Source organism: Marinicella rhabdoformis (assembly GCF_009671245.1).
Lineage (GTDB): Bacteria > Pseudomonadota > Gammaproteobacteria > Xanthomonadales > Marinicellaceae > Marinicella > Marinicella rhabdoformis.
Genome location: NZ_VTFS01000001.1, coordinates 1,320,927 through 1,335,480, shown reverse-complemented (window position 1 = coordinate 1,335,480; position 14,554 = coordinate 1,320,927). Strand labels below are relative to the sequence as shown.

Sequence of the window (14,554 nt, the reverse complement as noted above, 5' to 3'; positions counted from 1 at the left end):
CCACAAACATGAATGGATTTGCTTATGAATTGCTGTCAATTTCGATTTCGCTGTTTACATCAAGTACACCCTGAGTGTTTTCAGCAATTTGTTCAATCAAATTTTTCTCAGCGGCAGTTTCTACAACACCATTAATGGTAACTACACCATAAGCTGTATCAACATTCACATCTAAACCTGATGTTTCTTCATTCCACAATAATTTAGACTTAACGGATGCCGTTGTAGTTGCATCATCATACCAAGTCCCAAAGGTTCTGGTTTTTTCGTCTTGGTGTTTGTGGGAGATGTGGGTTTTATCCATCACCTCTTTGGCTTTTTTAACAATGATGTCATTGTCAACTGAGCTAACACCTTCAATTCCTTTGGCAATTTCTTCTGCCAACTCTCTGTCGATTTCTGAGTTAACTGTACCAGAAAGCAAAGCTGTTCCGTTTTTAACATCAGTATCTATGGTGAAGTTATTTAAATGCCTGTTAACCAAAAGTGCAGTTTCAACTTTACCATCTAACCAAGCATCTTTCAGTTTTTCATCTGTAGAGTATTGGTTGTTTCCACCAGCAAAAGCCAGTGATGTAACAGTAAGTGAAGCAGCAAGTAATGTAGATTTAACGGCTTTTTTCATCTTAACTGTATTCGATTTCATAAATTCTCCTTTAGTTTAAAAAAAGTGTCATGTCGTTCGTCATGACCCCTCCCATTATGCACAGTAAAATAAAAAAGGCGTGATTATTAAGTTAATAATTCGTTAACAACAACACTTAAAAACCCCTATGTTATTGATATGTTATGTTTTTTATAATACTGAATATGGTTTAAAAAAACTCAATAAAAATTGACAAAACCATTATTTTGGTATCTAAAAAAGATGCGTGTTTAAAAAACAGAACGTGATTTCTGAATAAATAACCGCATTAATAGGTGTTTATTGAAATGTTTTCAAAGATTCAAGAAAGAAGCCGTGACAATTTTGACTCCACCACAACTAAATAATGGACATGGTTTAAGCTCAATAGCTTCGATTTTCAAATTTAAAAAACTATCAGGATGAGTCTTATCGATCTGTTTTATTTGTATAACCACCTTACAGTTTAAAGAAATCATTAATTGGGAATGGTGTATTACACAAGAATGTTAAGCCTTGAGGCCGATTTCTTAACAGCTTTTGTACTTCTCCTTTGATAGAATGCTGAACTTTTACAGAGCGAATAAGGATATGTGGTTTAAGAATGCACGTTTATTTCAATTAAATGAAGAGTTTGGCCTGGATGCCGAGGCTTTGAATGAAGCTTTAAAGAATGATGCTTTGAAAGCCTGTGCACCGATGGAAATGGTGTCTAAGGGTTGGGTTTCGCCATTTGGGCCTGACAGCGAAATGTTTGTTTGGCAAAGTGGTGACGCTTTGTTGTTCTGTTTGGGCATGGAAGAAAAAGTGTTGCCGGCAGCTGTGGTTAATCACCAGTTGAACCAACGCATAGAAAGCATCAAAGCCGAAACAGGCAACAAGCCTGGACGCAAACAACAAACTGATATGAAGCAACAGTTGACCATGGAAATGTTGCCACAAGCGTTTGTTAAACCGAAACAAACGTTCGCCTATTTGGATTTGAAACTGGGGTTTTTGGTGGTTGATTCGGCCAGTCAAAATGCCGCTGAAGAATTGGTGACGCATTTGCGTCAAACGCTGGGTTCGTTCAAGGTTTCGGCCTTTGGTCCATCATCAGCAGTAGCAACAGTCATGACCCATTGGGTGACACATGCCAAAGCTGAAGCAGGTTTTGAACTGGACACAGAAATAGTTTTAGAAACTTTAGATGACAACAAAGGTGTGGTACGAGGTCGAAACATCGAACACATGGATGACCAGATGCAAAAACACATAGATAACGGTTATTTGGTGACTTCGTTGGGTCTTGTGTTCAATGAACGCATTGACTTGGTCTTGGGTCACGACTTGGGTGTAAAAAAAATCAAATTCACCGACCTGGTTTTGGATCAAATGGAAGAAACAGGCATGGAAGATGAGTTTCAAATCATCGACACCAAATTCACCTTATTCAGTTTGGAGCTGCGTGTGTTAATAGAGTCGATGTTTGAGATATTCAAAGACGCTTCTTGAGTATAAATTGATGGACTTAGATTTAACACATTGGGAAGGTGTCTTTTCAGCACATGTGGCACAGATTGAAGCAGTTGATGCAGGGCATGACATCAACCACATCAAACGTGTGGTCAAAGCGGCTAAACAATTCGCTGAAGCAGAGCAGGCTGACATGGCTGTGATTTTACCGGCTGCTTGGTTACATGATTGTGTTCAAGTAGCAAAGGACTCACCATTAAGGAAAAAAGCCTCTCGTCTGGCAGCTGATGAAGCTAAAAAGTTGCTGGCAGAATGGGGTTACCCTGAACAATACCATGAGGCCGTTGCACATGCGGTGGCAGCCCACAGTTTTTCAGCCAACATCCCATGTGAAACTTTGGAAGCCAAAGTAGTTCAGGATGCCGACAGGATGGACGCTTTGGGCGCCATTGGTATCGCGCGGACGATGTTGGTGGGCCAATCTTTTGGTAATCCTTTGTTGGCATCGGATGATCCTTTTTGTGAAAGCAGAACACCGAATGACCAAACATCGATCATTGATCATTTTTACACCAAGTTACTGGGTTTGAAAGACTCTTTCCAAACCGATTCAGCCAAAGCAGAAGCTCAAGAAAGGCATGATTATATGGTAACATTTTTGAAACAGTTAGCACATGAGGTGTAGGACTGCTACTATTTATAAATGAAAAAAATAATTACGACACTCGCTTTGATGGGGTTGTTAACAGGGGCTTTAGCAAACTCAACTGCACATAATAATAAGGACAGGCAAAGGCTGCAAGACAGGAAGCTTTTCGGTCAATTGTACTATGCTGCCTTGAATGGAGAGCGAGCGAGGGTCAATCAAAACCGCTCAAAACTTCAACATTATCCGCTCAGTCATTACTTGGACTATGCATTGATTCGCCATGACATCAATAAATTACCAGAAAAAGCGATAGCTGACTTTAAAAGCAAGCACCCTAAAAGCCCCTTGAACAAGCGTTTAAAACAAGCCTTAATTAATGCCTTGGGGCAACAAAAAGCTTGGGATAAATACCTTAAATACCACAACGGCATCGGTACTGGAAAACAACAGTGTTGGTATTTGAATGCCCGGGTCGGGACGAAGAAAACAGCAGACCTGGCACCATTGATTGAGGCCATGTGGTTGAGTGGTTTATCAGCGCCTGATGCCTGTGATGCGGCCTTTGGTTGGTGGGATAAAGAAGGTCACAAAACAGAGGCTTTGGTGTTAAAGCGCATTAAAATGGCGTATGAAAAGCGTAATTTCAGTTTGATGTCTTACCTGAAAAAAGAACTGAAAAACCCACCACAATGGATTGACCGTGGTATCGAATTATTAAAAACACCCGAACATGGGTTGCGACAAGCCACCTCTTGGTCTTCAGATGCTGAGACTGTTTGGTTGGTAAATCGAGCTGCTTTGCGTATGGCACAGAAGCAACCGATGACATTCCAAGCCATGTGGGCGGATTTGCAAAAAGCACATAAGTTCTCAGTCACTCAAAAGCAAAAAATTGAACGCAAGAATGCGTTGTTTGCTGCCACAGACTATGAAAATTGGTCAATTGGGGCGATGGAATCATTACCAGCTGCGGCCAAAGATGACCAAATCAAAGCATGGATAGTTCGGTATTACTTGTACAAACAAAACTGGCCGAAAGTACTGTCAGCTTTGAACGACATGTCATTGTTTCAGATAAGCAAAGACAACTGGCAGTATTGGTTGGGCCGTGCCAAAGCAAAAAATGGTGATCCCAGCGGCGCCAAAAAGCATTTTATGGCACTTTCTAAAAAGACCAATTATTATGGCTTCCTTGCAGCAGACCATTTGCGCCTGCCTTATGCCTTGTGTCATCAATCATCAGTCACACCCAACAATAGCTACAAAGCTTCAGATGGTATAGAGAGAGCGATTGAGCTACATCACTTGGGCATGTTGTGGATGGCGCGCAGCGAATGGAATGTGGCTTACAAGGGTTTAAGTCGAGCAGATAAACAAGCCTTGAGTGATCGTGTTATATCGGAAGGTTGGTACGCCAAGAGTATCGCCATCATGGCCGACATGGGGCAGTGGAATAATTACAGTTTGCGCTACCCGATTGCACACCAAAAAACGATTGAAAAATTCAGTAAAAACAGCCCAGTGTTACCCCAGTGGGTGATGGCCATCATCAAGCAAGAAAGCGCTTGGGCTAAAGATGCGGTATCACATGCCGACGCCCATGGATTGATGCAATTGATACCACCAACGGCGAAAAGATTAAGCCAACAATTGGGCTTAAAATACACAGACAGCAAACAGTTACACCAAGCTGAACATAACATTCGCTTAGGCGTTCATTACCAAAAGAATTTGTTCAAACGCTTTGATCACCCGATGTTGGCCGCCGCCGCTTACAATGCTGGCGAGCGCAAATCTGATGATTGGTCTGTTGGTTTTCCATCATCTCCTGACATGTGGTTAGAGACCATTCCGTATCGAGAAACCCGAGATTACGTGGCCAAAATATTATCCAATGTGACGATTTATGATTGGCTGATGAACCAACAACCCAAACGCATCAGTCATTGGATGCCGAGTATGCCCGTGGATAACAAACCCATTCTGCCTTGGCCAGCGGCCAGTGTAGCGACCAAACGTGCTCCCATCAGGGCTTGTTCGCCATGAAGGCTATAGAAATCAAACATTATTTGGTGGGTGGCGCTGTTCGAGATCGATTGTTGGGGTTTCCAGTGAAAGACCGAGATTATGTGGTTGTTGGCGCGACTGCTGAGCAAATGGCAGCACAAGGTTTTTTACCGGTGGGTAATGATTTTCCTGTGTTTTTACACCCTGAAACAAAAGATGAATATGCCCTGGCCAGAACAGAACGGAAAACCGCCAAAGGCTACCAAGGGTTTAAGTTCAACACCGATGTCAGTGTTACTTTAGAAGATGATTTAATGCGCCGGGATTTGACCATCAATGCGATGGCCGAAGATGAAAATGGCGACATCATAGACCCTTATGGTGGCTTACAAGACATAGAAGACAAGGTGCTTAGACACGTGTCTCCGGCTTTCGCTGAAGATCCTTTACGCGTTTTGCGTGTGGCTAAATTTTTGGCGCGTTATCAGCATTTGGGCTTCAAAGTGCATCCAGAAACCATGGATTTGATGCGACAATTGGTTGAAGCCGGAGAAATTGAGGCACTGGTATCTGAACGTGTTTGGCAAGAAATCAAAAACAGTTTAAACACGGCCACGCCATCGGCATTTTTTACATGTTTGCGTGAATGCGGTGCTTTGAAAATATTGATACCCGAAATAGATTGCCTGTGGGGTGTGCCACAAACCAAGCAGTGGCATCCTGAAATTGATACTGGGATTCATGCCATGTTGGCCATCGATCAAGCCAAAGACATGCCCAATGACGTGGCTTTTGCAGTCATGGTGCATGACTTGGGCAAAGGTATTACACCTGAAGATGTGCTGCCTAGCCACCGAGGTCATGAAGCCGCCGGCGTACCCTTGGTCAAGGACGTTTGCCAAAGGTTAAAAGTACCGAGGGATTATCAAAACTTGGCCGAGAAAGTGTGCCGTTGGCATTTGCAATCGCACACCATCATGGAACTCAAAGCCACCACCATAGACAAACTGTTCAAAGCTTTGGATGCTTACAGACAGCCAGAAATACACGAAAAATTTGTCCTCGCCTGTCAAGCCGATGCCACTGGCCGTTGGGGTGATGAATTCAAAACCTATCCACAAGCCGATTACGGCAGGGCATTGTTCCAAGCGGCAACAAGCATTGACCACAAAGCCATTGTGGCCCAAGCACAAGAACGCGGACAAAGCGGTGAGCAACTGGGATCAGCCATCCGCCAAGCCCGCATTGCTGCGATTAAAGCGGAAAAACAAGTGCTGATTGAGTCCATTTGATGTTTGAAAAATTAACAGCGGCTTATCAAAAATTTTGGAATAAGTTAGATGCTTTGGCTGCCAAAGACCCACATTTACTCAAGCATGAACCAATAAGGGTGGTTCACACCAAAGATGGCAAACTTAAAATACTGTTGGGTTGTCTGTCAGAAAAAGTGTTTATTACTGTATTTTTCACTTTGTTTTTTAGTGTATTCATACTTGTCAGTATCATCAGTATGGAACGTCATGCGCCAAGTGAGTTTTTTTTAAGTTGGAAATTCTTTGTCGCAACCACTGCTTATCTATTGATGTTGTTATATAACTGGACGCAAGGTTTTGTTATTTTTGACAACATCAGAGAAACTGTATGTATCAAAGACAAACAGTATAAGTTTTTAGGTGAAAAACACATTGATTTTCATAACATCAATGGCTGGCATATCAATGTTCACACCGTTTATTTAAAACTCAACTCCAATGAATGCATAACACTGTTTTCAGTCAGTAACGACATGAAAGGCAAAGAAATCAAGAAAAGCATCGAAATTTATACGGGTAAGGTTTTGGTTCCGCACAGAAAAAACAAAAGAAAATGGTAAGAATAAACCACAACCAAAAGGATTAATAATGAATAAATTAGACGCCATTATTGTCGGTGGCGGTCAAGCAGGATTGGCGGCGGCTTACCATATAAAACAAGCGGGTCTCAGCTGTCTGGTCGTTGAAAAACACCAACGCATTGGTGACAATTGGCGCGTGCGTTATGATTCCTTGGTGTTGTTTGCTTCGCGTCGTTACAGTCACTTGCCGGGCTTGTTACTGGAGGGTGATCAAACAGGCTATCCAGACAAGGAAGAGCAGGCTGATTATTTGGAAAAGTATGCGCAACATTTTGAACTGCCAGTCGCTTTGAGCGCTGAAGTGGTTGAGGTTCGGAAAGTAGATGACCAATTCAACACTCAATATAGGGATTCAAATGGAACAACTCAAACGGTATCAAGTGCAGCTGTAATTTGTGCTTCGGGCGGCTTTGAAGTACCGAATGTCTTACCTTGTGCCAAAAAGCTTTCAGATACAGTGAAACAATTCACACCGACCAATTACCAAAGACCGGGCCAGTTATCGGAAGGTCCTGTTTTGATTGTCGGAGATGGATCAACAGGTAGGCAATTGGCGCGTGAAATCGTTAAAACACACCCAGTCACATTGGCCACTGGCAGCAAGCGTGCAGTCAAACCACAGCAAATTTTAGGCCGTGACTTTTTTTGGTGGTTGGATAAACTGGGCTTGCTCAGGATGAAAAAAGATTCATGGCTCGGAAAATATGCGCAAAGCAAAGGGCCTTTTCCAGGTAGGAATCTAAAACTGAATCAATTGAAAAAATTAGGCATTCGCATCAAAGGCAGGTTGTCAGACACTGCTGATGAAACGGCTTTATTTGCTGATGGTGAAAAAATACCCGTCAGTAATGTTATATGGTCAATGGGCTACCACAACAATTATGATTGGTTGAAAGTGCAAGGTGCTTTGGATGAGCGTGGCGAACTGAAAGAAGAGCGGGGCGTCAGCACAGAAATCAAGGGCTTGTATTGTATTGGTAAAGCTTGGCAATGGACACGAGGCTCGGCCACATTAACCGGCGTCGGTGCTGATGCAGCTTATGTGGTGGCGCACATCAAAGCCCAGTTTGAATAGCAGGTAAACATAAGGTCAAGGTTAAATCATGCCACTTATGAAATAAAAAGGAGAGTGAGTTGAGTAAAAGAAAAGACAAGCCAGTTTTGATGAGGTTACTGTTTTCGGTGGCTTCATTTGTGTTGTTGGGGTCGTTGATTTATGTTTTGAACGCGGGCTTTAACTTGTATGCCAGCACCTTGATAACTTCTGCAGTGCTCAGTTTGGCGGTACCCAGTGTATTGTCTGGTGAAGGTGTTTTGGAAATAGTAACAGGATTTTTTGAAGCCTTCTTTGGTGGCCTCATTGACCTGGTGGCAGGTTTTTTCGAGGCCATTGGTTCAATCTTTAGTTAAAATAAAAGTTCAGAAAAACGTCACACCCGAATCTGGCGAGTATCAAAAACCAAAGCTTATAAAATCACTGTTTTAACCTAAGCAGGATAAGGCCATGACAGTCAAATTTATAATCAAGGCATTGAACCAAGAAATATTTTCTGAGTATTTAAGCAAATCTGACAATGAATTAAAAACATTGGGTGCCCAGTGGCTTACCGTTGATGTCAACCCTGGCTATCCATGTCGAGTTTCACTAACTGATGCCAAGCTCGGAGAGTGGGTACTGGCTTTGTCTTTTTGTCACCATGATGTGAATTCGCCCTATCGGGCCACCGGACCAATTTTTGTTCGAGCACAGGCTATTACAGCCAATTTGAATGTCAATGAAGTGCCTACCATGTTGCGTCACCGTTTACTTTCAGTCAGGGCTTACAATACAAAAAAAATGATGATAGATGCTGAAACGTTGGAAGGTTCGTCATTAGAAGGCGCCATTGAAAGCATGTTTCACAACAGTCAAATTGAATACATCCATATCCACAATGCCGGTCCCGGTTGTTTTAATTGTAGTGTGTATCGGGCTTAACAACTAAGGCCTGTTTAGACTCGGCTTACACTGTGTTTATTCTTTGTCCTTATCTGCAGCAATTGAAATGTTTTCCACACCTGCAGTTTTGAGGTGGTCCATGACTTTAAGTAAATCACCAGTCTGCGAATGATGATCGGCTATGATGATTGCATTGGCGACAGGGTATTCGGAACGTAAAGCCTTTACATGGTTGAGTAGTTGTGAAAGTCTGGTTGATTGTTGATTGATTAAAACTGCACCACTGGCTTTGACTTTTACAAGAATATGACCTTTTTTAACATAACGAACAGGTGGGCATGAAGGCCTTGAGGTGTCGACCCCCGTTTCTGTTTTTGCCCACGTAGAAACGATAAAGAAAATCAATACGATAAAAACAACATCCAACATGGGAGTGGTGTTAATTTTTGTCTCTTCTTTGTTGAACTGCCTGCTTTTCACAGTAGGAACTCATAGTTGATGTTAAGTTTCTGACAACGGTAGATAACCCAAGGTTCAGCTGCCTTGAGAGTTACACTTTATAAGCTTCTTTCACAATATCCACTTTGATGGTTTAAAATAGCAACTATTACAAACCCCACCTTAAGAGGATTAAGAATGAAAAAACTGTTGTTGCTGTTGATTTTACCCGTCATAGCTTGGGCTGAACCTTTGGAGTTTTTCTTACCCAAGGGCGATATGTACAATGCCACTTTACCTTCGCCTGATACCTATTTGGGTCAGCAATTGGGTGACCGGCATTTACGCCATGACCAATTAGTCAGTTATTTTAAATTCCTGTCAGCAGGCAGTGATCAAGCTCAGTTGGTGCAATACGGCGAAACCAATGAAGGCCGTCCCTTGCTGTTGATGGCCATCAGTTCAAAAAGTAATATTGCCAATTTAGATCAAGTTAAAAAAGACCCGAAAATCCTTAAAATATGGAATGGTTTCAGTGTCCACGGTAACGAATCCAGTGGTTCTAATGCTTCAGTTTTGTATGCTTGGTATTTGTTGGCGACTAATAACGCTGAAGTACAAAAATACCTAGAAGATACTGTGGTTTTGGTTGATCCGAGCTTTAACCCAGATGGTTTGTCTCGTTTCACCACTTATGTTAATAACACACGCTCGGTAACTACAGTAACGGACCCTAATGACATGTCACACAATGAGCTTTGGCCAGCCGGTCGAACCAACCATTATTGGTTTGATTTGAATCGAGATTGGTTGTTGTTGACGCAAACCGAATCAAAAGCTCGTGTCGCTCAATTTCAAGCATGGCAACCTCATGTGTTGACTGACCACCATGAAATGGGTACGTCTTCGAGTTTCTTTTTTCAACCAGGTGTTCCGAGTAGAAAGAACCCTAAAATCACTGAAGAAAACGCAGTGTTGACGGCAAAAATAGCCGAACATCACGCCAAAGCTTTGGATGAGATTGGTCAGACTTATTACAGCAAAGAAGGTTTTGATGATTTTTATCCTGGAAAAGGGTCTACTTATCCTGATTTACAAGGCAGTATAGGTATTTTATTCGAGCAAGCCCGAGCACAAGGTGGGGTCATTGAAAGCAGTAACGGTGAACGCTCTTTGGCCCGTGGCATTCGCAACCAGTTTTTAACTGCATTATCTACAGTTAAAGGCAGTGTGGCCAACAGAAAAGCCATCATGGATTATAAAGACAGTTTTTACGACAAAGCCAAAGCCCAAGCCGCTAAAGGTAATACGTCAGGATATTTGGTCGATGTATCAGACAATAAATACCGTGGTAAACAACTGGTGGCTTTTTTAGAGTCACATCAAATTGAAGTTAAAAATTTGGCAGCCAACCGCAGTGCCGGAGGCCATACATTCAAGAAGAATCAAGCCCTATATATGAGCTTGAATCAAAAGCAGACCACTTTATTACAGTCTTTGTTTAACACCGATACCAGTTTCAATGACAACACTTTCTATGATGTGTCTTCATGGAACTTAGCCATGGCTTGGGGTTTACCTTTCGCCAAACTCAACAGCAATGTTGAAAGTAACACAGACTTTTCTTCTTTGAATGTCAGCAACCAATACCGTAAAAATGCTTTGGCTTATGTGTTCGATTGGCACAGTGGCAACGCACCAGCGGCTTTACATTACTTAACTCAGCTAGACATTCCGGTTCGCATTACTGCCAAGCCATTACATGTCGACGGTGTTAAGGTGCCAGCAGGCAGCTTTATGATTGAGGGTGGGGCACAAAGTGAAGATCAATTGTTCAGCACATTGAGCACAGTAACCGATGCATTTTCAGTTAAATGGTATCCAATTAATACGTCACTGGCAGACAGCGGCGTAGATTTAGGCTCGCCTCAAGTGCAACAAATAAAACAGCCCAAAGTGATGATGGTGGTGGGTAATGGTGTAGATGCTTATCAAGCAGGTAGTCTTTGGCATTTATTTGATACCCAAGTGTATTTGCCTTTGACCAAAGTACACAGTCATCAATTGAATCGGATTCAATTCAGTGAATACAGCCACATCATTTTGCCCAATGGACAATACAACAGCAGCATCAACAAGAAAACACAAGCGGCTTTGAAAGCCTGGGTTCAAACAGGTGGCACCTTGATTGGATTACAAAAAGGTGCGCAATTCATTGAAAACAAGCTGCAAGCCAAAGATGAAAAATCCAAAGAAAAGGATCCTAAAAAAGCCGCTAAAAAAGAAGACAAAGCCACTAAAAAAGAATCAGAACGTTTGAACTATGCCGATTATGAAAAGCATCAAGCCGAGCGTGTATTAGGTGGTGCGATTGTTTCAGCAGATGCAGATTTGACGCACCCATTGGCATTTGGCACCAAGAACAGCACCCAATATGCTTTGATGAAAGGCAGCAGTGTGCTGAAAGCGAGTGATAACCCGTTTGCCACACCACTTCAAATCACCGAAGAGGTCAGGGCAGCAGGTTTTGTATCAGACCATTGGCAAGAGAAACTGAAAAACAAACCGTTGGTTGTGGCGGAAAAATCAGGTCGAGGACAGTATATTAAATTTGGCTTCAATCCAAATTTCCGATCTTTCTGGAAAGGCACACAAAATTGGCTGATCAATGCGGTATTCCAATCGAAGTTGATTCGCTCAACCAACTTGTCGAAAGAAGAAGCGGAAGAAAGCCACCACTGAATGAATACAGGGTAATTAAGAAAGCGGTTTAGGCCGCTTTCTTAATTGGTGAATTATTGACGTTATAATGTGCCGCCATTATAAAAAAGATATCTACATGACCATTTACCAAACCCTAGCCAATATTGGCAGCAAGCTGATTGGCCCTGAGAAGCTGTTTAAATACGGTTTTAATTTATCTCCCATGTACCGCAGAAGTACCGGTCGGATTCAGTCGGTCTCTGAAGGCTTATCTGAAATCACAATTAAAATTCCACACAGCTATAAAAACAAGAACTATGTTGGGTCGATTTTTGGCGGCAGCATGTTTTCAGCAGTGGATCCAATTCCTATGATTCAATTGATGACGATCTTAGAAAATAAGTACATCGTTTGGGATAAGTCTGCCGAGATTCGGTTTAAGGCCCCTGCCAGGGAAGATTTATATGCTCACTTTGTAATTACAGCAGAGGAAATACAAGACATCAAATCACGCCTTGAGTCCTCAGGCGAGCTGGAGCTGATTAAAAAGACAGTTTTGACAAACCATGCTAAAGACAAGGTCTATTGTGAAGTGAGTAAAACAATATACTTAGCCACAAAAGCGCACTTTAAAGAAAAACAAGCCAAGAGAGGGCGTTAAATAACTTCTTTTTAACTTACTGTTTATTATGATGAATGTCCATTTAGGGAGAAATTAGATGAAATTTAAAATGACTATATTGTTGGGTATGACTTCATTGAGTTGTTATGCCTCTGATGATGTGTGGTCTGGCTGTTATGCAGGTGCATCGGCCAGCCATTTAGAAACAGACAATCAGTGGACAACAACTTCGTTCAATGATGAAGCCATGAATGACAATGCAGGATCTGCCAATGCTGATGAAACCAGTATTGGGGTTCAGTTTGGTTGTGATTTTTTAGAAACAGAAAAATCAGTTTGGGGCTTAAAGGTCATGGCCAGTGATGCAGACTTATATTCAGAACATGTTTATACTCAAAATCCTCCAAGACCTTCAAATCTGGTATCTTATGAAACGGAAGATGTGATCTCATTTGTAGGCCGCTATGGATTTAAAGTCAGTGACAGTGGTTTGTTGTATGGACAGTTGGGTTATGTGCAATCAGATAACAAATATCAAGACAATGACCCTTTAGTTAACCCTGCATTTCACTATGAGCAGAGTGCAGACCGTGATGGGGTGCTTTGGGGTATTGGCTATGAGCATCAATTCATGAATCATGTTTCGTTTTTTGCAGAATACAGTTTCACAGATTTTGGCAAAGAGAAAATTTATTTGATTGATACAGGAACATTTAATGTATCTGACTATCAAGCAAAAATTGATCAAGATTTATCACAATTCAATTTAGGTGTTAATTACCGCTTCTAAATACGGTATAAAATCATTTAACTGTTGAACTACAAAAAAGCCCAATCCCTTTTGGTTCGGGCTTTTTTTGTTGGTGTAAATGTGAAGGGTTTCAAGATTATTGAACTTAAACAGAAAACAATGCCACAATAACTGTAGTAAGCAAATAAACCAAGTTAATATGTTTATGTTCTGTTTTATGATGTTGAGGCAAGTATGAAAAAAATTGTACTGATTGGTCTGGCCATGTTTACACCAATTTTAATGGCTAAAGATTTGTTAAAATCTATCAATGTGTTGGACCGTACAGTGTTACCAATGACGGAATCTGCTGCTTTGACGGCGCAAGTAAACGCACACTTGTTTTTAGACGGTAGTACGGAGTTTGGTATTCATCTACCTGGTGGTGGATATGAATCACTGGTGCTGGATGATTTGAAAGTACGCAGCAATAATAATTTTACTTGGGTTGGACGTTTCAAAGGCCACCCAGAATCAAGTGTTTCTTTCGCATACGTTAATGGATATATTTCGGGTGTTGCTTTTAATGATAGAGAAACATTTGAATTTATGCCTCAAGCAAAAGATCAAATACGAATTGCTTCGCTATTGACTGATGCGTTTGCTGAATGTGAGGTTGACGAAGTTTCTGATACAGCGTTGCCTGTCAGTAATCAAAAGATACCCACCACACCTTCTGGAAGTACAGATACTTTGGATGTGATGGTGATTTATACACCACAAGCCAGAGATGCCGCGGGTGGTGTAAGTGGCATAGAAGCAACGGCACAAGCGGCAGTTGATGCCATGAACTTGTCATTCGATAACAGCAATGTTGATGCTGAGGCTAAAATTAGTTATGTAGGGTTAGCAAATTATAATGATTCAGGTAGTTCTTCCGAAAGTCTGACATGGGTTCGCTCAGATCCAACAGTTGCACAATTGAGAACCGCTTATGGCGCCGACATGGTTTCTTTGTTGTCCAATGACATTGGTGGAAGTTGCGGTCGTGGTTATGTGATGCAGTCACCTGGTGCGGGGTTTGAAAGCTTTGCTTATCAAGTGACCAGTCGATCGTGTGCAGTGGGTAATTTGTCATTTGCCCATGAATTTGGTCACAACATGGGTTTAGAACATAACCCTGAAAACTCAAGTACAGATCCAATGAATGCCTCAAATCCTTGGTCTTTTGGTCATTACCACAACAATGAGTACCGCACGGTGATGTCATATTCTGCTCAATGTGCGAATGGTTGCTCCAGAAGACAATATTTTTCCAACCCGGATGTTCAATACTTGGGCTTAGATACAGGCATAGCGGACACTCGAGACAATGCCAGAACTTTGAGACAAACTGCCGGCATAGTGGCCGCTTTCAGGCCAGAAGCAAACGACACCATTTTTGAGGATGGGTACGAAGGTTAATGGTTGGAAGAAATAGTTTGGCTTGAGG

14 protein-coding genes are annotated in these 14,554 nt (G+C 41.9%); 12 read left to right on the top strand and 2 right to left on the bottom strand.

The window, feature by feature from the left end:
- Window positions 1-22: 22 nt before the first annotated feature.
- Window positions 23-646, bottom strand: a complete 624-nt coding sequence (locus FET73_RS05855) for a BON domain-containing protein (protein ID WP_154222965.1) — start codon at window positions 644-646, stop codon at window positions 23-25.
- A 570-nt stretch (window positions 647-1,216) separates the two neighbouring features.
- Between FET73_RS05855 and FET73_RS05850 the strand changes: the two genes are divergently transcribed.
- The 8 genes from FET73_RS05850 to FET73_RS05815 all read left to right on the top strand — a co-directional run bounded on the left by FET73_RS05850 (window position 1,217) and on the right by FET73_RS05815 (window position 8,608).
- Window positions 1,217-2,119 carry a recombination-associated protein RdgC gene (locus tag FET73_RS05850; protein ID WP_179952118.1) on the top strand — a complete coding sequence of 301 codons (903 nt, stop codon included), beginning with the start codon at window positions 1,217-1,219 and terminating at the stop codon, window positions 2,117-2,119.
- Window positions 2,120-2,129: 10 nt separating this feature from the next.
- Window positions 2,130-2,765: an HD domain-containing protein gene (locus FET73_RS05845; RefSeq protein ID WP_154222963.1), complete on the top strand. Its 636-nt coding sequence runs from the start codon at window positions 2,130-2,132 to the stop codon at window positions 2,763-2,765.
- Between the two features lie 18 nt (window positions 2,766-2,783).
- Window positions 2,784-4,775 (top strand): transglycosylase SLT domain-containing protein, encoded by a 1,992-nt coding sequence (locus FET73_RS05840; RefSeq protein WP_154222962.1) that lies wholly within the window; start codon window positions 2,784-2,786, stop codon window positions 4,773-4,775.
- Window positions 4,772-6,028: a multifunctional CCA addition/repair protein gene (locus FET73_RS05835; RefSeq protein ID WP_154222961.1), complete on the top strand. Its 1,257-nt coding sequence runs from the start codon at window positions 4,772-4,774 to the stop codon at window positions 6,026-6,028. The genes FET73_RS05840 and FET73_RS05835 overlap by 4 nt, the downstream gene beginning before the upstream one ends.
- Complete coding sequence (locus FET73_RS05830; RefSeq protein WP_154222960.1) at window positions 6,028-6,609, top strand: hypothetical protein; 582 nt, start codon at window positions 6,028-6,030, stop codon at window positions 6,607-6,609. Before FET73_RS05835 ends, FET73_RS05830 begins: the two co-directional genes overlap by 1 nt.
- A 28-nt stretch (window positions 6,610-6,637) precedes the next feature.
- Window positions 6,638-7,705 (top strand): flavin-containing monooxygenase, encoded by a 1,068-nt coding sequence (locus FET73_RS05825; protein WP_154222959.1) that lies wholly within the window; start codon window positions 6,638-6,640, stop codon window positions 7,703-7,705.
- A 59-nt stretch (window positions 7,706-7,764) separates the two neighbouring features.
- A complete protein-coding gene (locus FET73_RS05820) occupies window positions 7,765-8,040 on the top strand; it encodes a hypothetical protein (protein ID WP_154222958.1) in 276 nt (91 codons plus the stop codon).
- A gap of 94 nt (window positions 8,041-8,134) precedes the next feature.
- A complete protein-coding gene (locus FET73_RS05815) occupies window positions 8,135-8,608 on the top strand; it encodes a DUF1203 domain-containing protein (protein ID WP_154222957.1) in 474 nt (157 codons plus the stop codon).
- A 36-nt stretch (window positions 8,609-8,644) separates the two neighbouring features.
- On the opposite strand, the gene FET73_RS05810 is transcribed toward FET73_RS05815, so the two are convergent.
- On the bottom strand, window positions 8,645-9,049 hold the full coding sequence (locus FET73_RS05810) for a biopolymer transporter ExbD (RefSeq protein ID WP_154222956.1): 405 nt from the start codon (window positions 9,047-9,049) through the stop codon (window positions 8,645-8,647).
- A 156-nt stretch (window positions 9,050-9,205) separates the two neighbouring features.
- Here FET73_RS05810 and FET73_RS05805 point away from each other — a divergent pair, with 156 nt between their 5' ends.
- The 4 genes from FET73_RS05805 (at window position 9,206) to FET73_RS05790 (ending at window position 14,526) form a co-directional block, all read left to right on the top strand.
- Window positions 9,206-11,749: a M14 family zinc carboxypeptidase gene (locus FET73_RS05805; protein ID WP_154222955.1), complete on the top strand. Its 2,544-nt coding sequence runs from the start codon at window positions 9,206-9,208 to the stop codon at window positions 11,747-11,749.
- A gap of 97 nt (window positions 11,750-11,846) precedes the next feature.
- Window positions 11,847-12,371: a DUF4442 domain-containing protein gene (locus tag FET73_RS05800; RefSeq protein ID WP_154222954.1), complete on the top strand. Its 525-nt coding sequence runs from the start codon at window positions 11,847-11,849 to the stop codon at window positions 12,369-12,371.
- Between the two features lie 58 nt (window positions 12,372-12,429).
- Entirely contained in the window at window positions 12,430-13,122 is a 693-nt protein-coding gene (locus FET73_RS05795; RefSeq protein WP_154222953.1) for an outer membrane protein, read from the top strand.
- Between the two features lie 195 nt (window positions 13,123-13,317).
- Window positions 13,318-14,526: a M12 family metallo-peptidase gene (locus tag FET73_RS05790; RefSeq protein WP_154222952.1), complete on the top strand. Its 1,209-nt coding sequence runs from the start codon at window positions 13,318-13,320 to the stop codon at window positions 14,524-14,526.
- Window positions 14,527-14,554: the final 28 nt, after the last annotated feature.

Excerpts from the sequence above, each read along its gene's own strand:
- FET73_RS05795 (WP_154222953.1), top strand. The coding sequence starts at position 12,430 with ATGAAATTTAAAATGACTATATTGTTGGGTATGACTTCATTGAGTTGT.
- FET73_RS05815 (WP_154222957.1), top strand. The coding sequence starts at position 8,135 with ATGACAGTCAAATTTATAATCAAGGCATTGAACCAAGAAATATTTTCT.
- FET73_RS05850 (WP_179952118.1), top strand. The coding sequence starts at position 1,217 with ATGTGGTTTAAGAATGCACGTTTATTTCAATTAAATGAAGAGTTTGGC.
- FET73_RS05845 (WP_154222963.1), top strand. The coding sequence starts at position 2,130 with ATGGACTTAGATTTAACACATTGGGAAGGTGTCTTTTCAGCACATGTG.
- FET73_RS05800 (WP_154222954.1), top strand. The coding sequence starts at position 11,847 with ATGACCATTTACCAAACCCTAGCCAATATTGGCAGCAAGCTGATTGGC.
- FET73_RS05825 (WP_154222959.1), top strand. The coding sequence starts at position 6,638 with ATGAATAAATTAGACGCCATTATTGTCGGTGGCGGTCAAGCAGGATTG.
- FET73_RS05830 (WP_154222960.1), top strand. The coding sequence starts at position 6,028 with ATGTTTGAAAAATTAACAGCGGCTTATCAAAAATTTTGGAATAAGTTA.
- FET73_RS05855 (WP_154222965.1), bottom strand. The coding sequence starts at position 646 with ATGAAATCGAATACAGTTAAGATGAAAAAAGCCGTTAAATCTACATTA.
- FET73_RS05835 (WP_154222961.1), top strand. The coding sequence starts at position 4,772 with ATGAAGGCTATAGAAATCAAACATTATTTGGTGGGTGGCGCTGTTCGA.
- FET73_RS05840 (WP_154222962.1), top strand. The coding sequence starts at position 2,784 with ATGAAAAAAATAATTACGACACTCGCTTTGATGGGGTTGTTAACAGGG.
- FET73_RS05805 (WP_154222955.1), top strand. The coding sequence starts at position 9,206 with ATGAAAAAACTGTTGTTGCTGTTGATTTTACCCGTCATAGCTTGGGCT.
- FET73_RS05790 (WP_154222952.1), top strand. The coding sequence starts at position 13,318 with ATGAAAAAAATTGTACTGATTGGTCTGGCCATGTTTACACCAATTTTA.